The 20,942-nt window shown below is 70.8% G+C and carries 18 protein-coding genes; 13 read left to right on the top strand and 5 right to left on the bottom strand.

Going from position 1 to position 20,942, the window contains the following annotated elements; all coding sequences use genetic code 11:
* Positions 1-22: 22 nt before the first annotated feature.
* Positions 23-1,999, top strand: coding sequence for a sialidase family protein (locus FB561_RS28805; protein ID WP_145812124.1), 1,977 nt, complete (start codon positions 23-25; stop codon positions 1,997-1,999).
* 29 nt (positions 2,000-2,028) lie between these two features.
* On the opposite strand, the gene FB561_RS28800 is transcribed toward FB561_RS28805, so the two are convergent.
* The gene (locus FB561_RS28800) at positions 2,029-3,627 is read right to left on the bottom strand and encodes a DHA2 family efflux MFS transporter permease subunit (protein ID WP_145812122.1); all 1,599 of its coding nucleotides are present in this window, start codon (positions 3,625-3,627) and stop codon (positions 2,029-2,031) included.
* Positions 3,628-3,791: 164 nt separating this feature from the next.
* Here FB561_RS28800 and FB561_RS28795 point away from each other — a divergent pair, with 164 nt between their 5' ends.
* Both FB561_RS28795 and FB561_RS28790 read left to right on the top strand, forming a co-directional pair.
* Positions 3,792-4,625 (top strand): metallophosphoesterase, encoded by an 834-nt coding sequence (locus tag FB561_RS28795; protein ID WP_337692322.1) that lies wholly within the window; start codon positions 3,792-3,794, stop codon positions 4,623-4,625.
* Between the two features lie 3 nt (positions 4,626-4,628).
* Positions 4,629-5,582, top strand: a complete 954-nt coding sequence (locus FB561_RS28790) for an ArsR/SmtB family transcription factor (protein WP_145812120.1) — start codon at positions 4,629-4,631, stop codon at positions 5,580-5,582.
* Between the two features lie 2 nt (positions 5,583-5,584).
* Here the strand turns inward: FB561_RS28790 and FB561_RS28785 are convergent, their stop codons facing one another.
* The 3 genes from FB561_RS28785 to FB561_RS28775 all read right to left on the bottom strand — a co-directional run bounded on the left by FB561_RS28785 (position 5,585) and on the right by FB561_RS28775 (position 8,692).
* Positions 5,585-6,262 (bottom strand): response regulator transcription factor, encoded by a 678-nt coding sequence (locus tag FB561_RS28785; RefSeq protein ID WP_145812118.1) that lies wholly within the window; start codon positions 6,260-6,262, stop codon positions 5,585-5,587.
* Positions 6,263-6,365: 103 nt separating this feature from the next.
* Positions 6,366-7,760: a sensor histidine kinase gene (locus FB561_RS28780; RefSeq protein WP_170284796.1), complete on the bottom strand. Its 1,395-nt coding sequence runs from the start codon at positions 7,758-7,760 to the stop codon at positions 6,366-6,368.
* Between the two features lie 125 nt (positions 7,761-7,885).
* Positions 7,886-8,692 carry a PIG-L deacetylase family protein gene (locus FB561_RS28775; RefSeq protein WP_202880764.1) on the bottom strand — a complete coding sequence of 269 codons (807 nt, stop codon included), beginning with the start codon at positions 8,690-8,692 and terminating at the stop codon, positions 7,886-7,888.
* Positions 8,693-8,773: 81 nt separating this feature from the next.
* Here FB561_RS28775 and FB561_RS28770 point away from each other — a divergent pair, with 81 nt between their 5' ends.
* Genes FB561_RS28770 through FB561_RS28745 form a run of 6 tightly spaced genes read left to right on the top strand, consistent with a single transcriptional unit; the run spans position 8,774 to position 14,966 of the window.
* Positions 8,774-9,799, top strand: coding sequence for a lysylphosphatidylglycerol synthase transmembrane domain-containing protein (locus tag FB561_RS28770; RefSeq protein ID WP_170284795.1), 1,026 nt, complete (start codon positions 8,774-8,776; stop codon positions 9,797-9,799).
* The gene (locus FB561_RS28765) at positions 9,796-10,875 is read left to right on the top strand and encodes a glycosyltransferase family 4 protein (RefSeq protein WP_145812109.1); all 1,080 of its coding nucleotides are present in this window, start codon (positions 9,796-9,798) and stop codon (positions 10,873-10,875) included. Before FB561_RS28770 ends, FB561_RS28765 begins: the two co-directional genes overlap by 4 nt.
* A complete protein-coding gene (locus tag FB561_RS28760) occupies positions 10,872-12,245 on the top strand; it encodes an FAD-binding oxidoreductase (protein WP_145812107.1) in 1,374 nt (457 codons plus the stop codon). Before FB561_RS28765 ends, FB561_RS28760 begins: the two co-directional genes overlap by 4 nt.
* Positions 12,242-12,949 (top strand): SDR family NAD(P)-dependent oxidoreductase, encoded by a 708-nt coding sequence (locus tag FB561_RS28755; protein WP_145812105.1) that lies wholly within the window; start codon positions 12,242-12,244, stop codon positions 12,947-12,949. Before FB561_RS28760 ends, FB561_RS28755 begins: the two co-directional genes overlap by 4 nt.
* Positions 12,946-14,064 (top strand): hypothetical protein, encoded by a 1,119-nt coding sequence (locus FB561_RS28750; RefSeq protein ID WP_145812103.1) that lies wholly within the window; start codon positions 12,946-12,948, stop codon positions 14,062-14,064. The genes FB561_RS28755 and FB561_RS28750 overlap by 4 nt, the downstream gene beginning before the upstream one ends.
* A complete protein-coding gene (locus FB561_RS28745; RefSeq protein ID WP_145812101.1) occupies positions 14,061-14,966 on the top strand; it encodes a decaprenyl-phosphate phosphoribosyltransferase in 906 nt (301 codons plus the stop codon). The genes FB561_RS28750 and FB561_RS28745 overlap by 4 nt, the downstream gene beginning before the upstream one ends.
* Before the next feature lie 9 nt (positions 14,967-14,975).
* On the opposite strand, the gene FB561_RS28740 is transcribed toward FB561_RS28745, so the two are convergent.
* Positions 14,976-16,028, bottom strand: coding sequence for a lysylphosphatidylglycerol synthase transmembrane domain-containing protein (locus FB561_RS28740; RefSeq protein ID WP_145812099.1), 1,053 nt, complete (start codon positions 16,026-16,028; stop codon positions 14,976-14,978).
* A 204-nt stretch (positions 16,029-16,232) separates the two neighbouring features.
* On the opposite strand from FB561_RS28740, the gene FB561_RS38350 reads away from it, so the two are divergent.
* Genes FB561_RS38350 through FB561_RS28720 form a run of 4 tightly spaced genes read left to right on the top strand, consistent with a single transcriptional unit; the run spans position 16,233 to position 20,894 of the window.
* Entirely contained in the window at positions 16,233-17,195 is a 963-nt protein-coding gene (locus FB561_RS38350) for a PEP/pyruvate-binding domain-containing protein (protein ID WP_202880763.1), read from the top strand.
* 5 nt (positions 17,196-17,200) lie between these two features.
* Complete coding sequence (locus FB561_RS38345; protein WP_202880762.1) at positions 17,201-17,656, top strand: universal stress protein; 456 nt, start codon at positions 17,201-17,203, stop codon at positions 17,654-17,656.
* A complete protein-coding gene (locus FB561_RS28725; RefSeq protein ID WP_202880761.1) occupies positions 17,653-20,475 on the top strand; it encodes a cation-translocating P-type ATPase in 2,823 nt (940 codons plus the stop codon). The genes FB561_RS38345 and FB561_RS28725 overlap by 4 nt, the downstream gene beginning before the upstream one ends.
* Positions 20,472-20,894 (top strand): Hsp20/alpha crystallin family protein, encoded by a 423-nt coding sequence (locus FB561_RS28720; protein WP_145812093.1) that lies wholly within the window; start codon positions 20,472-20,474, stop codon positions 20,892-20,894. The genes FB561_RS28725 and FB561_RS28720 overlap by 4 nt, the downstream gene beginning before the upstream one ends.
* The last annotated feature ends 48 nt before the right edge of the window (positions 20,895-20,942 follow it).

Here is a 20,942-nt window from a genome sequence, read left to right as displayed (position 1 = left end):
TCGAGGAGAGGACCGACCGCCCGTGACCACTCATCGTTCGACCCGCCATCGCGCGGTGCTGGCCGTAGCCCTGGTGAGCGCGATGCTCGTACCGGTGCAGAGCGCGCCCGCGCTCGCCGACACCGCGACGGTGGACCCGTTCCCCGACCAGACGACCGTGCTGTACTCGAGTCCGAACGTGCCGTCCGGGTGTTACCGGATCCCGGCGCTGGTCCGGGCGGCGGACGGGTCGCTGCTGGCCTTCGCCGAGCACCGGTTCCACACCTGCGCCGACAAGTCCAACATCGAGACCGTGGTTCGCCGGCTCCCGGCCGGCGCGACCGAATGGCTGCCGCCACAGACCGTGGTCCGCGGCGAACCCGATGATCCGCAGGCGCCCGCGACCCGGGGCAACCCCGGCCCGGTCGTGTACCGGAAGTTGCCGGGGGCACCGGTCACGGACGCGCCGGACGGGCGGATCGTGGTGCTGGGTACGCACAATCCGGTGAACCCGGAAACCCCCGGCTCGAACCACCGGACCGCACCGCGGACCCCGTACGTGGTGCACAGCGACGACAACGGGGTGACCTGGACCCGGCCGAACACCCTGACCGCGTTGGACGATCCGGCCTGGGGTCACTACGCGACCGGGCCGGTGCACGCCATCCAGCTGACGCGCGGCGCGCACGTCGGCCGGATCATTGCCGGGGTCAACTACGACGCGGGTGGCCGGTACGGGGCGATGCTCGTGTACAGCGACGACGCGGGCGCCAGTTGGCAGCGCGGCGCCCAGGTGGAGTACCCGGCCGACCGGCAGCTGGTGCCGCAGGAGCTGAGCCTGGTGGAACTGGCCAACGGCGACGTGTACGTGTGGGGCCGGCAGAACTTCGGCGGCGGGACCCCCGAGCAGGAGGCCGATCCGGACGTCCGGCCGCATCGCGCGGTCGCGATCAGCAAGGACGGCGGCGCGACCTACCACAGTGACTTCAAGCTGCGGCCGGGATTCGAGGTGCCGACCATCCAGTCGTCGGCGCTGCGCCTGCGGGCCACCGACGAAGGGGACGCGTACAACCAGCTGATCACCCTGGCGCCGTCGGTGAACGTGGAGCCGCGGATCCGGCCGACACTGCGATCGTCTTTCGACGAGGGGACGACCTGGCAGTCGGTCGACACCCCGGCCGACTCGACCGACGAGGGCACCCAGGTCTGGGGGTCCAACGACCGGGCCGCCTCGGTGGAGGAGTGCGCCTGCTACGGCGGGTACTCCGACCTGGTGGAGCTACCAGGTGGTGGGCTCGGGATGCTCTACGAACGCGGGACCACCGACTACCGCTCGGAGATCGCGTTCGTCCGCTTGACTGCCCGGGACCTGAACACCCCAGGCCGGACCCCCGATCTCCGCGGTCGGTCCGCGCTGGCCTTCGACGGCGTCACGGCGACCAAGGGCCGCTTCGGTGGTGGACTCAGCTTCGACGGACAGCGGGGCCGGGTCCAGTTGCCGTACCGATCCACGCCGGCGATCGGTGCGGGCGACTTCACCGTGTCGACCTGGATGAGGTACGACGACACCAGCCGTGACCAGGCGATCTTCTGGGCGTACGGGATGAACGGCGCCCCGCAGGTCTGGCTGCGCGCCGAACCCGGCAGCAACCGTCTCCGGGGCACCGTCACCACCTCGTCGGGCTCGGCGACGGTCACCTCGTCCGGGGCGCACGCCGACGGCAAGTGGCATCACGTGGTGCTGCGCAGGCAGGGCGGCACGGTCACTCTGCTCGTCGACGGTGCCACGGCCGGGTCCGCCGCCGGCGCTGCGGGGCCTGTTACGTCGAGCGATCCCACGCCGATCACTGTCGGCCAGCGGCTCGACGGGGCGAACCGATTCCACGGCGAGATGGACGAGTTCCGGATCTACGACCGCGCCCTGTCCAACGCCGAGCTCTGGCTGATGCGGGTCGGCGGCGTCGGCAGCAACTCGGGTCTCACGGCGTACCTGCCCATGAACGCTGTCACGAAGCACTGACAAGCCCGGGGATAGGCCGCCGGTGGTGGTCAGTCGACCACCGCCGGTGGGGCCTTGTCGTCGAGGAGGTGGGAGACCTCGCGTTTGCGGGGGAGCATCAGGGCCGGGATCAGCGTGAGGATGACCAGGATCCAGGCGACCCAGAAGGTGTTCGCGAACGCCTCGGCGGCCTCGACCAGGCCGCGGGCGATCGCAACGGGGTCGAGGTGCAGCGGGATGAGGCTCTCCGGGCGAGTGTTCGCCAGGATGGCCGCCTGGGTCTCGTGCAGGCCTCCGTCGAGCCCGGGGATGTTCTCCGTACCGGGGATGATCGGCGAGTTGTTCAGCTGGTTGGTCAGGATCACCGACATGGTCGCCACGCCGCAGGACGAGGCGATCTGCTGGGTGATGTTGAGCAACGTGGACCCGCGGGCGACCTGCGGACCGGCGAGCGTCTTCAGCGCCGAGGTGAACAGCGGCATCATCGTGGCGCCCATCCCGAAGCCCATCACGATCAGCATGCCGATGATCAGCGGGTACGGCGTGGTCGCCGTGAGCTGGGTCAGGCCGAACATGCCGATGACGATCAGCGCGAGCCCGACCGGCACGATCCGCCCCACCGGCACCTTGTCCACGAGGCGGCCGGCGATCGGCATCGTCACCATGGCACCGAGTCCCTGCGGAGCCACCAGCAGACCCGCCTGCAGGGTGGACTCGCCGCGGACCTGCTGGAAGTACGTCGGGACCAGGAGGAGTCCGCCGAAGAACGCCGCGGCGAACAGGAACATCGTGATGATCGAGACGGTCAGGTTGCGGTTGCGGAACAGCCGGAGATCGAGCAGCGGGTGCTCCGGCCGGAACGAGTGCCAGACGAACGCCCCCATCAGCAGCAGCCCGACCAGCATCGAGGCCCACACCCGGGGCGCGCCGAAGTCCCCGTTCTCGGCGGGCAGCGACGACACTCCGAACAGGAACAACGCGAGACCGGGCGACATCAGCGCGACGCCGACGACGTCGAGCGACTCGGAGCGGTGCGGGGTGTCCTTGGCCAGCGCGAACCAGGCGTACACCAGCGCGACCACGCCGAGCGGCACGTTGATGAGGAAGATCCAGTGCCAGCTGGCGACCTGGATCAGCCAGCCGCCCAGGATCGGTCCCAGGATCGGGCCGAGCAGCATCGGCACCCCGAGGATGGCCATCAGCCGCCCCATCCGGTGCGGTCCCGCGGCCCGGGTCATGATCGTCATCCCCAACGGCATCAGCATGCCGCCGCCGAGGCCCTGCAGGACCCGGAACGCGATCAGCATGTCGATGCTCTGTGCGGTCGCGCACAGCGCGGAGCCGGCCGTGAAGAGGAAGATCGCCATCATGTACAGCCGCTTGGTCCCGAACCGGTCGGCTGCCCACCCGGTCAGCGGGATCACGGTCGCCAGCGCCAGCGTGTACGCGGTGACCGTCCAGGCGACATGCGAGTACGAGACCGGATTCTCGGGCGATCCGAACTCGACCTGGAACGTCGGCAGCGCGACGTTGACCACGGTGATGTCGAGGATCGACATGACGGCGCCGAGCACCACGACGCCGGCGATCTTCAGGACCGCGGCGTCGATCGTGTCGGGGTACTCGGGCTGGGTCGTCGGTTGGCTCATCTTCTGCTCCCCCTGAGCACGGAACACATCGCTGCTGACACTACGCGCGAATCCCTGCCCTGGCAGCAGAATCCTGGCCCGACCGCGGATGAAGGCGAGGGCTACATCAGTAACGGTCCGGCGGGATCGGCAGCAGGCTGGATCCCTGGTGTCGGACACGGAGGGTGAGAGTTGTGAGCGGTTCTGGTGCGCGGTCGGGACCTGGTCGAACGTTCGCTCTGTCGGACGTCCATGGCCACCTGGATCGGCTCGAGGCCGTCTTGGCGAGGGCGGGGCTGGTCAACGGCCCGGGGTCCTGGACCGGCGGGGACGCGACCTTGTGGTTCCTCGGCGACTACGTCGATCGGGGACCGGACGGGCTCGCCGTGGTCGACCGCGTCCGGGCGCTTCAGGCCGAGGCGGCGGCCGCCGGTGGCCGGGTCGGCGCGCTGCTCGGGAATCACGAGGTGCAGCTCCTCGCCGCGTATCACTTCGGCGACCTCCCGGTTCCGGCACTCGCTCCGTACCCGGACTGGCTCAGTGGTTGGCAGGCGTTCGGCGGCCGGCCGGCGGATCTGAACGGACTCCGTGAGGAACACCTCCGGTGGTTGTCGGACCTGCCGGCCGTTGCTGTGGACGGGGACCTGCTGCTCCTTCATTCCGACACGGACCACTACCTGGAGCTCGGGGCGACGGTGTCCGCCGTCAACACCCGGACGGCGGAACTGCTGGCCTCGACGCAGGTCGACGACTGGGTGACGCTGTGCGAGGTCCTCGGGTCACGGGGCGCCTTCCGCGATCCAACGGCTCGGCGGTTGGATCGCGTGCTGGCGGCGTACGGTGCGCGACGTCTGGTCCACGGCCACAGCACCCTCGGGAAGCACTTCGGGTTGCGAGGACGGGCCGCCGTGGCGCCGTTCGAGTACGCTGCTGGACGGGCCACGGCCATCGACGGCGGCGTCTTCGAGGGCGGGGAGTTGCTGCTGGCAACCATCAGGACAGGGCGCGATCGGCGGTGAGCGGTGATCGAGTACGAGCTGGCCCACGGTGACCTGACCGCGACCCGGTTCGCGATCTCGCCGTTGAACGAGACGGTACTGAGCCTGCGCGCGGTCCAGAACCCAGCGAGGTACCCGTTGCACCGCGCGTGGTTGCGGACCCTGCCCGACCTCGGCGACCTCCCGGACCTGGCCCTGCTGCTGTCACTGCTGACCCGGCGCGGCTGGTCCCCGGACTTCCTGACCCCGGTACCACCGGACCCGACCGTGACCTTCGCCGACGAGCTGGCACGGATGGCGGCGACCCCGGCCGAGCAGGTTCGCGCCGACCTCGCGAGGCTGCCGGGGATCGTGCTCTCCGAAGAGCCTGGCGTCTTGCTCCGACGCGTGGCCACGGCGCTGGACGCATATTGGGCGGTCGCGGTCGAGCCGTCCTGGCCCCGGATGCGGATGCTGCTCGAAGCCGACATCAGCTACCGGAGCCGGGTCAGCTCGGCAGCAGGTCTCCAGGCGATGCTCACCGGACTGTCGGACCGGATCACCTTCGAGCCGCCGGTGATCAGGATCGCGATCCCGCAGGCGCCGGCCCGTTACGTCCGGACGGACGGCCGCGGCCTGGCCCTGATGCCGAGCCTCTTCGCGCTGCACACCGCGGCCCCGGTCGATCCCGCCGGCCCACCGATGATCGTGTACGCGGCCCGCGGGGTGGCGACCTTGTGGGAGCGACGCCCCGCGGTACCACCGGACGCCCTGGCCGCCGTTCTCGGCACCGTCCGCGCCGGCCTGCTGGCCCGCCTGGCCGAGCCGGCCAGCTCGACGGAACTCGCGCTCGACCTGGGCGTCACCACCTCGGCCGTCAACCAACACCTCCGGGCACTCAGGAACGTCGGCCTGCTGGAGTCGGCCAGATCCGGCCGATCCGTGCGCTACCGCCGCACCGCGCTCGCCGACCAGCTGCTCCAACACGCCGGCGAGTGACGTCAGCCGCCGTCGGCGTCGATGCGGTAGCCCAGGCCGCGGACGGTCTCGATGGCGTGGCGGTGGAAGGGGATGTCGAGCTTGAGGCGGAGGTACCGGATGTAGACCTCGACCACGTTCGGGTCGCCCTCGAAGGCCGAGTCCCAGACGTTCTCGAGGATCTCGCTCTTGCTCACGGTCTCGCCGCGGTGCCGCATCAGGAAGGCGAGCAGACCGTACTCGCGGCGCGTCACCGTGATCTCCCGGCCCGCCCGCTCCACCCGCCGCCGGACCGGATCCAGGACGAGATCGCCGGCCGCCATCACCACCGGCCGTTCAGGCGCACCGCGCCGGATCAGGGCCCGCAACCGGGCGATCAGGACGATGAAGCCGAACGGCTTGGTCAGGTAGTCGTCCGCCCCGAGATCGAAGGCGTCCGTCTGGTCGTAGTCACCGTCCTTCGCGGTCAGCATCAGGACCGGGGTCCAGACGCCGCGGGCGCGGAGCTGTTCGAGGACCTTGTAGCCGTTCAGCTTGGGCAACATGATGTCGAGCACGATCACGTCGTGCTGGTGCTCGGTCGCCGCCCAGAGACCGTCCTCGCCGGTGTGGGCGACCTCGACCACGAAGCCGTCCTCGGCGAGGCCGTGCCGGATCGTCTCGGCCAAGGGGACCTCGTCCTCGACTATCAGCACCCGCATGGTCCCAGTGTCCGTCGCCGCACCTGAGCGCCGGCTGAGTGAGGCGACTGGGTGAGTCGGCTGGGTGAATCGGCGTGGTCGATCGGTGACGCCCGGTCAAGGCTCACGGCAGCGGCAGGGTGACCGTCGCGACGGTCCCGCCGGTCGCCGCGGCGGTCAGGGTGACCGTCCCGTCGTGCGCCTTGGCGATCTCCTGGACGATCGACAGGCCCAGGCCCGATCCGCCGCTGGCCCGGTCCCGGCTCGTGTCCAGGCGGACGAACCGCTCGAAGACACGGAGCCGGTCCTGTTCCGGGATGCCGTTCCCGTCGTCCTCGATCGTGACGATCGCCTGCCCGGCACGCTGGCTGGTACTCAGCCGGACGGTACTGTGCGCGGCTCGCGCGGCGTTGTCGACCAGGTTGCGGATCAGCTGGCTGAGCCGCAGCGAGTCGCCCAGGACGCGGACCGGGTGCACGTCGGTCACGACCTTGACCTCGCCGCCGGCCTCGCGCAGGCGGCGGACCTCGGTGTCGACGAGATCGTCGAGATCCACCTCCGCACGCTGCAGCGGCAAGGCGGCCTCGTCGGCCTTCGCCAGGATCAGCAGGTTCTCGATCAGGCGCCGCATCCGGTCGGACTCCCCGAGCATCAGCCGGTGCAGGTCCTGCCAGGACTGACCGCGAGCGGCCGGCCCGATCACCTCCAGGCCCGCGTTGACCGTGGCCAGCGGAGACCTGAGCTCGTGGCCGGCGTCGGCGACGAACCGGCGCTGGGTGGCCTGGCCGGCTTCGAGCCGGTCGAGCATCTCGTTCATCGTCAGGGCCAGCCGGGCCACCTCGTCGTCCGTCGCCGGCACCGGGACCCGCTCGGTCAGGTCGGTGGACCCGATGCCCTGCACCCGTCGGCGGATCCGTTCGACCGGGCGCAGCGCCTGACCCGCCAGCAGCCAGGCCGCGACCCCGACCACGACCAGCAGGACGGGGAAGCCGATCGCGAGGTACCTCGTGACGGTGGCCACGGTCGACCGCTGGGTCCCGACGGAGGTCGCGACCACCACGGTGTACGTCCGGCCGTCGTGCTCGGCGCCCTGGGCGACGAGCAGATAGTCCTGGTCGTCCTCGAACAACTCCAGGTCCCCGGCCTCGGTTCGCTGGACCGTCCCCGCGACGGGACGCAGATCGGTCAGCGCCGTGGTGTCCGCCTGAGCCGACGACGCCGCGACGACGCGCCCCGAACTGTCCAGGACCTGGATCACCTGGCCGGGCCGGGTGGTCTCGGGCAGATCCTGAGCGAGGGACGTGACCCCTTCGTCGCTGATCTGGTTCGCGACCTCCGCCGCGCGTTCGTCGGCAGCGTCCGAGACGCCGGTGATGAGGGCTCGTTGCAGGAGGAGCAGCAGGACCGCGGCGCCCAGGGCCATCGCGACCGCGACCACGACGACCGCGGCTGCGGTCGATCGGCTGCGGACGGTCGCAGGCCGCAGTCTGGAGATCGCCTTGCGTACTGCGGACACCATGCGCCCCCTCTCCTCCGGGCCAGGGCCGGTCGGCCGCGGATGATCGATCACCACCATCGTCGCGCACCGCCGTGCGGCCTCCCAGCGAACGCCTTCGGAGCACCCACCGCGTCCTGGCAACGACGTCAGCGAAGCGTGGCGAACAGGTCGTCCAGCGGCTCGGCCGGGATCCTTCCGTGCTCGACGAACCACTCCCGCCCGAGCATCCGCCGGAACAACCAGGGCGGCAGCCTCAGCAGGAGACCGAGGGTCCGGGCGCCCTCGTCGGAACTGGCCTGGCTGGCGTGGGCCTCGAAGGCGCGCCGCTTGGCGTCGGTGTAGCGGCGTATGTCGACCCGGTGGGTGATCGCCGTACTCGGCGTGTAGGCGTCGTCGAAGTCGCCGGCCCGGACGTCGGGCAGGATGCCCGGGATCGCCTCGACCACGCTGACCAGTCGCTGGATCAGCCGACGGTCGATCGTTGCCTCCAGCACCAACGGGGTACCGGCCCTGGTCGCGGCGTACGTCCCGGCGAAGTGGACCTGGCGATGGTCGGGATGGCCGTACCCGCCGGCGGGGTCGTAGATCGTCAGCGCGTCGGCCCGTTCGGCGCGCAACAACTCGATCAAAGGCCGGGCAGCCTCGTCGGTCGACAGGGTGCTGAAGCCGCCGGGAACCGGCGAGCCGGTGGAGCCGGAGTCCTTGAAGCCGAAGTGGACGACCCGGGCGCAGCCCAGTTCGGCCGCGGCCCGGTCGAGCTCCTGCCGGCGCCGGACGGCGAGCCGGCCGTCGGCGCGGTAGGACGTCGCCGCGGCACCGGCCTCACCGTCGGTCGCGACCGCGAGGACGACGCGATGTCCTTCCGCGGCGAGCCGGGCGAGGGTTCCGCCGGTCAGCAGAGCCTCGTCGTCCGGGTGCGCGTGGAAGGCCACGAGCGTGAAGCTTTGCGTCACTTGGCCAGCATTGCACGGCTCAAGCGCCGGACCTCGTTGCTCTCAGCTCCCTCTCAGCGCCTCCTGCCCAGGCTGGGTGCGATGACGAAGAACGACGACCGACCGGGAACCGGCAGGACCCGCACCCGACGCCGCCGGGTGGTGACGTCCGTCCTGACCGGGGTGCTGTCGGCCGCCCTGGTGGCATTCCTGCCGCGGGCGGTCGGCGCGACCTGGAGCCAGGTCGGCGGGGTCCTCGGCCGGGTGTCGGTGGGATCGCTGCTCTTGCTCGCGGTCGTGTGGATCGCGGGTCTGTGGGCGCACTCCTACGTCCTGGCGGCCTCCCTGCCAGGACTGTCGAAGCGACGCGGCCTGACACTGAGCCTGACCGGGAGCGCGGTGGCGAACGTCCTGCCGCTCGGCGGCGCCGCCGGGACCGCCCTGAATTTTGCGATGGTCCGACGCTGGGGTTTCAGCTCGGCGGCCTTCGCCGGGTTCATCGCCGTGACGACCTTGCTGAACGTCGGTTCGAAGCTGGGCGTGGTCGCGCTGGCCCTCGGACTGGTCCCGATCCTGCACAGTGCTTCGGCGTTCGCGTCGGCCGGCCTGCTGCTCGCACCGGTTCCGGTCGCGGTCGGGCTCAGCGTCTGGATTCTCGCGGACGAGCGAGTGGCCGTCATGGTCGGGGGAATCCTCGATCGAGTGATTCGCCGGACCCGGCTCCGCGAGCAACTGCCGGCGCTGCGGCGCTCGATCCTGCACCTGATGGAGGCCGGCTGGCGCACGATGAGTGCCGGGATGATCGCGTACGTGGCGCTCCAGTTGGCGCTGCTGTGGTTGTGCTTCCAGGTGCTGCACGTGCCGCTCGCGCTGCCGGTACTGTTCACCGCGCTCGCCGTCGAACGGCTGCTCACGCTGGTACCGATCACCCCAGGCAGCGCAGGGGTCGTCGAGGTGGGCACGACAGCGGCCCTGGTCGCGCTCGGGGGAGACCCGGCCGGTGTGACCGCGGGGCTGTTGCTGTTCCGGGGCTTCACCTATCTGATGGAGATCCCGGTCGGCGGTGTGACCCTGGCGGCCTGGTCGTGGCTCCAGCATCGGACCCGGCAGGCGGCGCTGGCCGGATGAGGATCGCGCTGGTCTCCGACTGCTACCTGCCGAGGCTGGGCGGCATCGAGCTGCAGGTCCACGACCTCGGCGCGCAGCTGACCCAGGCGGGGCACGAGGTCACGGTCTTCACCCTGACTGACGGGCCGTCAGCGGCCGGTGATGTTCCCGTGGTCCGGCTGCCGAGGCTGGCCGGTCTCCCATCTCCGTCGGCTGTCGAGACGTTGCGGGCGGAGCTGCCGCGCTACGACGTTGTGCATTGTCACTCGTCGTTGCTGTCGCCCTTGGCATGGCGAGCCGCGCGCCTGGTGGAAGGCGCGATCGTCACCCTGCACTCCCTGCCCAGCCCGTCGACCCCCTGGCCCGTCGAGTCCATCGATCGGTACGTCGGCAGCGTTCGGTGGACCGCGGTCAGTCAGGCAGTGGCCGGTGCACTCCACAGGTTGTTGCCATACCGGTCGGTCGAGGTGCTGCACAACGGCGTCGACCCGGCCCAGTGGCGTACTCCGCGGCTCCTTGATCATCCGCCGACGATCGTGAGCACGATGCGGCTGACGCGGCGCAAACGGCCGATGGCCTTGCTGCGGGTCCTGCGGAGCGTCCGCGATCTCATGCCGTCCGAGACGCAGCTCAGGGCGGTACTCGTCGGGACCGGGCCCCTGGCCGACGACGTGGCTCGGGCGGTTCGGCGGTGGGGACTCGGTGACCGGGTCGACCTGCCCGGGCGGCTGACCCGGTTCGAGATCCAGCAGCTGTACGCGACGGCGGACGTCTACGTCGCTCCCGCGGAGCTGGAGTCGTTCGGTGTGGCGGCGCTCGAAGCACGCTGCGCGGGACTGCCGGTGGTAGCGATGGCGTCCGGCGGGGTCGGTGAGTTCGTCCGGCCCGGAATCGAGGGCTACCTCGTCGGGACCGACGCACAGCTCGCGTCCACGGTCGCCGCGTTGCTGACCGACCACGAGCGGCTCGTCCGGATCCAGGAACGCAACCGGGCAACGGATCCGGTGATGACCTGGCCGCACGTGGTCGATCAGCATCTCGCGGTGTACCGGACTCAGCGTCCGCTCAGCCCGCAGTTCCTAACGTCGGCGTCATGATGCTCGACGCACCGAGGACGCAGGACCTGGCCGGCTGGGGCAGAACGGTCCACCGGACCACCCAGGTACGACGACCCACCTTCGACACCGCCTTGGTCGAGGCGGTCCTGGCCGAGCCGAAGATCACGGTCCGGGGAGCCGGCCGGAGCTACGGCGACGCGGCCCTGCCCGGTGCCGGGATCGTGCTGGACATGACGTGCCGCGACCGGATCGTCTCCTTCGACGAGGGGACCGGAGTCCTGGTCGTCGAGGCCGGCGCGCTGCTCAAGGACGTGATCGACCTGACCTTGCCGTCGGGCTGGAAGCTCCCGGTGGTCCCAGGAACCGAACGCGTCACGGTCGGCGGCGCGATCGCGAGTGATGTCCACGGCAAGAACCACCCGGGGGCCGGGTCGTTCGGGCAGCACGTCCACTGGCTGGCGTTGCTGCGGTCGGACGCGGCGATCGTCCAGCTGTCCGCCGGGCTGGACGCCGACGCCTTCTGGGCCACGGTCGGCGGGATGGGCCTGACCGGGGTCATCCTCCGGGCGGCCCTCCAGTTGGAACGGGTCGACACCGGCTGGGTGATCCGGAACCGGCGCCGGACCCGGTCACTCGACGAGACGCTCGAGGCGATGCGAGCGATCTCGGTCCGGCAGGAGCTCGATCCCGACCGGCACGCGATCGCCTGGCTGGACGGGCACGCGCACGGCCGGACGCTCGGACGGGGGATCGTCGACGAGTTCTACGGCGCGTCCACCTTGGATCTGCCGACCGCGGTCCCGCCCTTCCCGGAGACTCGGATCACCGGAACGCGCCGGCGCCGCTCCCTGCCCGGACCCGGCATCGTTTCGAGGGCCACCATCGCCGCCGCGTCGACGGCCCGCTGGCACGCCGGCCGCTCGATGAACTCGCAGGTCCTGCCGCTGCGGACGGCGCTGTCCCCGCTGGATCGCGTCGAGGCGTGGCCGGCCGCCTTTGGGCGCAGGGGTCTCGTCCAGTACCAGTTCGCCGTGCCGCCGGAAGGCTCCGGAGTACTGCGGGAGGTGCTCGTGTACCTCGGGACGCACGGGATGACGCCTGCCCTGACGACGCTGAAGAACCTCGGCTTCGGTACCGCCGGGCCGCTGTCGTTCTCGATCCCGGGCTGGACCCTGGCCGTGGACCTACCGGCCCGCTGGCTCCATCGCCTGGACGCCCTGCGCCCTCTCGACAAGCTGGTGGCAAGCGCCGGCGGTCGCGTCTACCTGGCCAAGGATTCGGTCACCGATCCGGAGCTGGTCCCCAGGATGTACCCGCGCATCTGGTCCTGGCAGCACACCCAGCAACGCCTGGACCCGATCGGCCGCTGGACCTCCGGCCTGGCCGAACGCCTCGGACTGCTGCCATGACACCGGGCTCCGCCCTTCTCGTCGGTGGCTCGTCCGAGATCGGTATGGCGGTGCTGCTGCGGCTCCTCGGACCCGCTCCCCGCCGGGTCGTCCTCGCCGGCCGGCCGAGCGACGAACTCTGGCGGAACGCGGAGCGGCTGCGGACCGTCGGGTACTCGGTGTCGACCACGGAGTACGACGCCGGACTGACCGTCGAGGAGATCGACGGAAGGCTCGATCACCTGGCCGCGGAAGATCCGCTGGACCTCGTGATCGTGGCCGTCGGATCCCTCGCGTCGAAGTCGTTCGCGGAGGGCGTCGTCGTCAACGGTCTGGGCGTCTCGTTGTTGCTGCGCGCCTTGGTCCACCGCGGCACTGAGCAGATCGTGCTGCTCTCCTCGGCGGCCGCGGTCCGCCCGAGGCAGGCGATCGCGGCGTACTCGTTGGGCAAGCAGCTGGCCGATTCGACGGCCAGGCTGCTCGCGCGGCAGACCGCCGAGACCGGAGTCCGCGTCCTCGTCGTCCGGCCGGGCTTCGTCTCGACGCGGATGACGGCAGGCCTCCCGGTACCTGCCTTGTCGACGAGCCCGGAGCACGTGGCGAGGCGGGTGGCGTCCGCCGTCGACGGCCGGAGGACGGTGGTGTGGGTGCCGTGGATTCTCGGGATCGCCGTGCGCGTACTGAACCTCGTACCGCGTCGTCTTCTCCCGGTCGACCTGCGATGATCACCCACCGGAGGCGCTGGATCGCGTTGATCTGCTGCATCGCGCTCGCCATCCCCGTGACCTCGTACGTGCGGGCACTGCTGTACCCGGGCCAGGCGAGCTTCTCGGTGCGGACCGTCGAATGGATCCGGGACCACGGCGGCGGAGGGATCATCGACGCGATCGAGACCTGGCGGTACTCCCATCAGCAGCCGCCCGCGACCGGTGCACCGACCGACACCACGGCTCCGAGTACCCTCCCGCTTCCCCGCGCGGGCCGGTCCGGTCTCCGTACTGGTGGGGCCGGGCTGCCGGCGGTTCGGCTTCTCCCCGGCGTGACGCCCTTGCCACGCGAGGGCAGCTGGTCCGTCGCCAGACTGTCGAGCACGGGCGTGCCGCTGTTGTGGACAAGCTGGTTCCGAGTGGACCCGGGACACCTCCCGGTATCGGTCGCGGCCGCGTTGCTGCCACGCGACAGCTACTGCCTGCACCTGATGCCGGGGACTCGGGAACCGCTCGTCGGGATGGCGTCGAGGAACGGGTACTCCGTTCCGGTCCGGGACCGGCGCGCGCTGGTCGCGACGTTCAACGCGGGCTTCAAGATGAGGGACTCCCACGGAGGATGGTGGACCACCGAGTCGTCCGCGGTACCGCTGGTCGCCGGTCGCGCGTCGGTCGTGATCCTGCGTGACGGAACCGCCCGCATCGGTACCTGGGACCAGACCGTCCGGATGATGCCGGATGTGGTCGCCGTCCGGCAGAACCTCGATCCGGTCGTCGTCCAGGGCAAGGTCGTCCCCGGCCTGACCGTGAATGCGAACGGCCGCTGGGGATCCGTTCGCAGCCAGTTCCAGTACACCTGGCGCTCCGGGCTCGGAACGGATGCCCACGGCAACTTGATCTACGTCGCGGGCAGCAAGCTGACGCTGGCGACCCTCGCGGCAGCGATGGCGCAGGCCGGCATCGTGCAGGGTCTGGAGCTCGACATCCACCCCGCCATGGTCAGCTTCGACATCGAGCAACCGAGCGGGTCCGGCGGCGTGACCGGCCGGCGGTTGCTCGGCTCGATGAGCTCGCCGTCCGATCGCTACCTGGTCGCCGACCAGCGCGACTTCTTCTACGTGACGAGCCGATGACCGAGCTGCGGACCAGCAAGCCGCGTGCCGCGCAGGTCGGTACGGCGGGCGGCCTGCTGCGCCTGAGTCGTCCGCGGCAGTGGCACAAGGCCGCGATCGTCTTCGCGGCGCCGGCGGCCGCGGGCGCGCTCACGGTACCGGCGGTCGTGCTGCGGGCCACCCTGGCCGGGATCGGCTTCGTCCTGCTCGCGGCGTCGATCTACGCCGTCAACGACCTCCGCGACGCGCCGGACGACCGACGGCATCCGCGGAAGTGGTCACGCCCGGTCGCGGCCGGAGCGATCAGTCCGCCGGTCGCCCTGGCGTTCGGGGTGTCCGCCGCTGTCGCCGGGCTGATCATCGCCGGCGCACTCGGCTGGGCGACGTTCGGCCTCGCCGTCGCCTATCTGCTGGCCCAGGGTCTTTACGTCCTCGGCCTCAAACACGTGGCCGTGGTCGATCTGATGATCGTTGCCCTGGGCTTCGTTCTCCGCGCGGCCGCCGGCGCCACCGCCACCGGACTTCCGGTCTCGCAGTGGTTCCTGCTGGTCTCGCTCTTCGGCGCGATGTTCCTCGTCACCGGCAAGCGCAAGGCGGAGTACGTCGCGGCCGGCAACGCGATCACCAGGCCGGTGCTGGCGGCGTACTCGGTGGCGTGGCTGGACCAGGTGCTGACGGTCTCCCTCGTCGGCACGGCGTTCGTGTATGGCCTGTGGGCGTTCCAGTACATCCACCACGACACCTACCGCGAGCTCCTCGCCGTCTCCTTCCTGCCGTTCCTCACCGGCCTTCTCCGCTACGCCCTCCTCGTCTCCACCGGCCGAGGCGAGGAACCCGAACGCGAACTCTTCCGCGACCGCGTCCTCCTCGCAGCAGGCCTGACCTGGGTCACCCTCCTCACCATCGGCCTGTACCTCGCCTGACCCTGGCAGTCAGCCCAGGGAGTCGTTGGAGGTGGAGCTGTGGGTGTCGGGCGTGAGGCTGAGTTGGGCGCGGAGGGTCAGGTAGCAGGCTCCGGCGACGGGGACGGGGAGCCAGAACTGGACGAGGCGCCAGGAGAGGACGGCGAGGACCGCGGTCTCGGTGTCGACGCCGAATCCGGCCAGGGAGGAGATCGCGACCGCTTCGACGATGCCGAGGCCGCCGGGGGTGAGCGGGATGATGCCGGCGAGGTTGGCGAGGCAGTAGCTCAGGAGCAGGGTGACCGGGTCGACCCAGTCTCCGTACGCGGCGAGGAAGACGCCGAGGACGGCCGCGTCGAAGAGCCAGTTCAGGGTGGCCCAGAGCAGGAACGCCTTTCGGACCTTGGGGTCGGCGAGGAAATCGCGGAGCCGGACCGCGACGGCTTTGATGCCGCTGCGCGCCCGTCGGGGGAGCCGTTGGGTCGACGACCTCAGCAGGCGGGCCGACAGTCGTTCGAGGGCGGTTCGTTCACGGGCGGCGAAGATCCCGCCGACACCGAGGACCAGGCCGATCCCGAAGACGACCAGATAGGCCCCGGCGGCGTCGTGGAACACGATCGCGGGGATCGTGGTGAGCCAGGCGATCAGGACGAGCGCCAGCCACGTCCCGACCCCCTCGGCAGCGATCGTCGCCGTGACGTCCGTGGGGCGCGCACCGCCCACAGTGAGCAGGCGGAAACGGATCGCGGCCGCCGTCGCGCCGCCTCCGGGGACGACGTGGCTGACACCGTATCCGGTGAGGTCGGAGCGGAGGATCCAGGAGAACCGGGGGTCGCGGGGACGGAGCAGGGCGCGGGTGAAGAGCGAGTAGCAGACCAGGCTGCAGGCTTCCAGGACGATCGCCAGCGCGACCCAGGCGGGCTGCATCGTGCCGACGCGGTGCAGGGCGGCGCGTGCCTCCGCGAACCGGGACGGGCCGAAGTACGCGATCAGGGCCAGCAGGGTGAGCAGGGCCAGGACGGACCACAGGCGCAGCTGGGAACGTCGGCCCCAGGGGGCGGCTGCGGCGTCCCGGCGACCCATGGGTTCACCTCCTCCTCCGAGCTTCGATCGCCGCCCGCCCGGGACGCACGGGCCGATGGGTCCTCCGGCACGGGACCTTCGGCTCCCCGCCGCCGGATCCGCGGGCCGTCCGGCGAGCGACGGCGGGACCTTCGTCGCTGCCCGGAGCGCCGCCCGGCTGGTCGGATGGAAGAGAGGTACAGCGGCGGAAGGCGAGGACGGGACATGACTGGCGAGAAGGTCGTTCGGCTCACCGGCGAGGTCGACCCGGCCCAGGTGGGGGTGAAATGCGCCCAGCTGGCCGAGCTGACCGGAGCGGGCCTCCGGGTCCCCGAAGGATTCGCGGTCACCGCGGCTGCGTACCAGGAGTTCGTCCGGTCGGCGCGACTGCGGCCGGTGATCGCGCAGGAGATCCGGCGTTACCGGCACGGGCGGGACGTGCAGGTGGTCGCGGCGGCGATCCGGACCGCGTTCCACGACGCGTCCGTCCCTGACGATCTCGCCGACGCGATCCTGGAGGCATACGCGGGTCTCGGCGGGGAGGGTACTGAGGTCGCTGTCCGGTGCAGCCCGGTCGTGGTCGACGAGGGCGTGCGGGACGAGGTGTTCCTGCATCTGCACACCGGCGCGGACGTCGTGGGCGCTTGCCGGCGCTGCTTCGCGTCGTTGTTCAGCGCGGTGGCGGTAGCTGGACGGGAGCTCGACGGCGTGGACCACCTTGCCGCGGTCATGCCGGTGACGGTCGAGCGGATGGTCCGTTCGGATCTCGGCGCCTCCGGAACCGCACGTGGCGAGAACACCCTGGTCCGCATCCGCGCCGCCTGGGGCCTTGGCGATCCACCTCCGGAACGCACCGACCAGTACTCGGTGCGTGCCGGCACGGGCCAGTTGCTCGTCAAGCACCACGGCTCTCAGCGATCCAAGATCGTGTACGCCGACCCGCGCGGTACCCGAGAGGTACCGACCACGCGAACGGAACGGTCCGCCCTGGTCCTGACGGACGAGGAGATCCGCGAGCTCGCGCAATGGTCGGTCGCGGCCGATCGGTACTTCCACCGGCCCACGGAACTCGAATGGGCCAAGGACGGCCGCACCGGCGCCCTGTACGTGATCGAGGTCCGCCCCGGCCTGCGCTCCGCGATCGCGGTCGGCGCTCCTGGCGACGCGGTCCGCAAGCCGGTGCGGTGATGGCCATGCGGAAGCAGGTGGTCGTGGGGGTCGACAGCACGCCCGAAAGCCAGGTCGCCCTGCACCAGCGAGAGCTCGACGCCGCGGTGCAGTTCGTTCGGGACCGGCTCGGGTACGACCAGAGCTCGCCGTGTCCGGTGGTCGTCGTCCGGGGTGACCGCCGTAGCGGCCCGGTGGTGGTGGGGACGGATGGTTCATCGGATTCCGACGGTGCGTTGACGATGGCGTTCGAAGAGGCGGCCCGCACCGGGCAGCAGCTGACCGCGGTGTACTGCTGGCATCCACAGGAACACCACGGGGCCCCGATCGCGGATGTTCATCGGCTCCTGGCCCAGTGGCTGGCGGAGAGCCTGGAGCCATATCAGGCGAAGGACCCGGCGGTCGCGGGGCTGTTGCTGGGGTCGGTCAGCCAGAACCTGCTGCACCACGCGGCCTCGCCGGTGGCGATCGTACGGACGTGACCGCGACGCCACGCCCGGTGGAGGATCTGGAAACAGCGGATCCTCGCGAACCGGCCGACCGGCTGTTCCGGGATTTGCGGACCTCGGTGGACGGGTTGACGGCCCGGGAGGCGGAGCGCCGGCTGGTGGCCTACGGTCCGAACGAGCTGACCCGCCGGCAGGGATCGGGGTGGCTGGGGGAGCTGGTTCGGCAGCTGACCCACCCACTCGCGTTGCTGCTCTGGCTCGCCGCGGTCCTGGCGGCTGCCGGAGGTACGCCGGTGCTTGCGGTGGCCATCGTGGTCGTGATCCTGCTCAACGCCGGTCTCGCGTTCGTCCAGGAACGGCAGGCGGAACGCGCGGTCGAAGCGCTCGCCGCGTACCTGCCGGTGTTGACCACCGTGGTCCGCGACGGGGTGGCCGGCAGCGTCGAAGCCAGGACGCTCGTCCCGGGGGATGTCGTCGTTCTCTCCGAGGGCAACCGGGTCTCGGCCGACGTACGGCTGGTCTCCGGGGCGGTGGAGATCGACAACTCGACCCTCACCGGTGAATCCGTGCCCGTCGTCCGGTCCGCCGACCTGACCGATCCTTCGGGTGGACTGCTGGACGCGGGCGACCTGGTGTTCAGCGGGACGAGCTGTACGGCGGGAGAGGCTCGCGGGATCGTGTTCGCGACCGGGATGCACACCGAGCTCGGCCGGATCGCGGGGATGTCGCAGCGGGTGACGCGTGCGGACAGCCCGCTGGAACGGCAGGTCAAGCGGGTCGCCTGGCTGATCGCGGCGGTCGCGATCGGCGCCGGGCTGCTGTTCCTGCTGCTCGGGACGACGGTGGCCGGGCTGTCGTTGCCGGAGGCCCTCAATTTCGCGATCGGCCTGCTGGTGGCGAACGTACCGGAAGGCCTGCTGCCGACGATCACCCTGGCCCTGGCGGTCGGGGTACGGATCCTGGCCAGGGCCGGTGGAGTGGTGAAGCGGCTCTCGGCGGTCGAGACGCTCGGGTCGACGACGGTGATCTGCACCGACAAGACCGGGACGCTGACCCAGAACCGGATGCACGTGACCGACGTGTGGACACCATCGGGTCCGATCCCGCTGGACCGGTCGGACCAGGTGACCGTCCGGCGGTTGGCCGATGCGCTCGCGCTGTGTTCCAACGCCGATGCGGACACCGGTGACCCCACCGAGGTCGCCCTGGTGCGGGCCGCGGTGGAGCTGGGAACCGGCGTCGACGCCGCCGAGCGAGCGCGCCGCCGGACCGCACAGTTCGCATTCGATCCGTCGGTGCGGATGATGTCGACGATCGACAGGGAACTGGACGGCCGCGGCAAGATCGTGCACGCGAAAGGGGCGCCCGAGGAGATCCTGGCTCGGTCTACCCACTTCCTGACGGCCGCGGGGAGCCAGGTACTGACTGATCCCGACCGGGCCTGGTTCGCGCGGACCTTCACCGAGTTCGCCGGGCGTGGCCTGCGCCTGATCGGCGTGGCGGACCGGGTGATCGAGCCGGGATCGGGGCCGGCCGCGCGGACCGAGGTGGAGCGGGAGCTGACGTTCCTCGGCGTCGTAGCGATGCTCGATCCGCCCCGACCGGAGGTGGCCGACGCGGTCCGGCGGTGCCAGGCGGCGGGGATCCGGCTCATCGTGGTGACCGGCGACAACGGACTCACCGCGGCGGAGATCGCGCGGCAGGTCGGGATCGCCACCGACGACACGGCCGTCGTCACCGGGACCGAGCTGGATCGGATGAGCGAGTCCGACCTGGACCAGTTGCTCGCGACGCGGCGGAGCCTCGTCTTCGCCCGGAGCTCGCCGGAGTCGAAGCTGCGGATCGCGGACGCGCTGCGGGCCGAGGGGCACGTGGTCGCGATGACCGGGGACGGGGTGAACGACGCGCCCGCGCTGCGCCGGGCCGACATCGGGGTCGCGATGGGGGCCTCGGGCACCGATGTGGCCCGGGAGGCGGCCACGATGGTGCTCACCGACGACAACTTCGCGGACATCGTCACCGCGGTCGAGGCCGGCCGCCGGGTCTACGACAACGTTCGCAAGTTCATCGTGTACATCTTCGCCCACGCGACCCCCGAGGTCGTCCCGTTCCTCGTGTACGCGCTGTCGGGCGGGCGGATCCCGCTGCCGTTGACGGTGCTGCAGATCCTCGCGATCGACCTCGGGACCGAGACACTGCCGGCCCTCGCACTCGGCCGCGAACCCGCCGAACCCGGACTCATGGATCGGCCGCCCCGACATCGGTCCGACAGCGTGATCGACGGGCCGATGCTGGCTCGTGCCTGGGGTCTGCTCGGTGGGGTGTCCGCGGTCCTGGTCGTCGGCGTGTACTTCTGGACCCTGCTGGCGGGCGGCTGGCGCCCGGGCGATCCCACCGGGAGCGGGGAGGCACTGCATCACCTGTGGCTGCAGGCGACCACGATGACCTTCCTCGGGATCGTGGCCTGCCAGATCGGTACCGCCTTCTCCGCCCGGACCCAGTACGCCTCACTGCGCTCGATCGGCGTCCTGTCGAACCGGCTGCTGTTGTGGGGCGTCCTCTTCGAGCTCGTCTTCGCCGCCGCGGTCGTCACCGTTGCACCCCTGCAGGACCTCTTCGGTACGGCGGTCCCGCCTCTTGCGCAGTTGTCGATCCTGCTCACGTTCCCGGTCCTGGTGTGGGGTGCCGACGAGACCTGGCGCCTGATCCGGCGTCGTCGCGGCCGCTCGGCGGTCCGCGTTGCCCGAGGGGCTGACGGTCCGGTGACTGGGGCCGCAAGTCCCTTTTCTGGACCGGACGCGCGAGGTGCGCTGGAGGTGGAAGGACGGACGCAGGAGAGGAGTACGCGATGACGACAGTGGAGCGCAGGGACAACCGGCGGCAGCTGGCCGAACTGTTCGACTGGGCCGAGGGCCTGCCGAGCATGCTGGCGTGGCCGCCGATGATGCGGGGCATGCGGATCGAGGAGTACGCCGACAGCGACCGCTACGTGGTGAAGGCGGAGCTGCCGGGTCTCGATCCCGCCAAGGACATCGAGGTCGAGGTGGCGCAGGGGATGCTGACCATCTCGGCGACTCGTCAGCAGGAGGAGCACGACGGTGGCCGGACGGAGTTCCACTACGGCGCGCTGACCCGCCGGGTGATGCTGCCCGACGGTGCGGACGACACGGCCGTCACCGCGAAGTACGAGTCCGGGATCCTCGAGGTCACCGTGCCGATCTCGGCGAAGTCCGCCGAGACCCGGACCGTGCCGATCGAGCACACCACGTGATCGGCCGAGTAGGTGGCGGTGCCGTCGGGAGACGGCATCGCCGCCCGA

The organism is Kribbella amoyensis (assembly GCF_007828865.1).
Lineage (GTDB): Bacteria > Actinomycetota > Actinomycetes > Propionibacteriales > Kribbellaceae > Kribbella > Kribbella amoyensis.
This window is presented reverse-complemented; position numbering and strand designations above follow the sequence as displayed.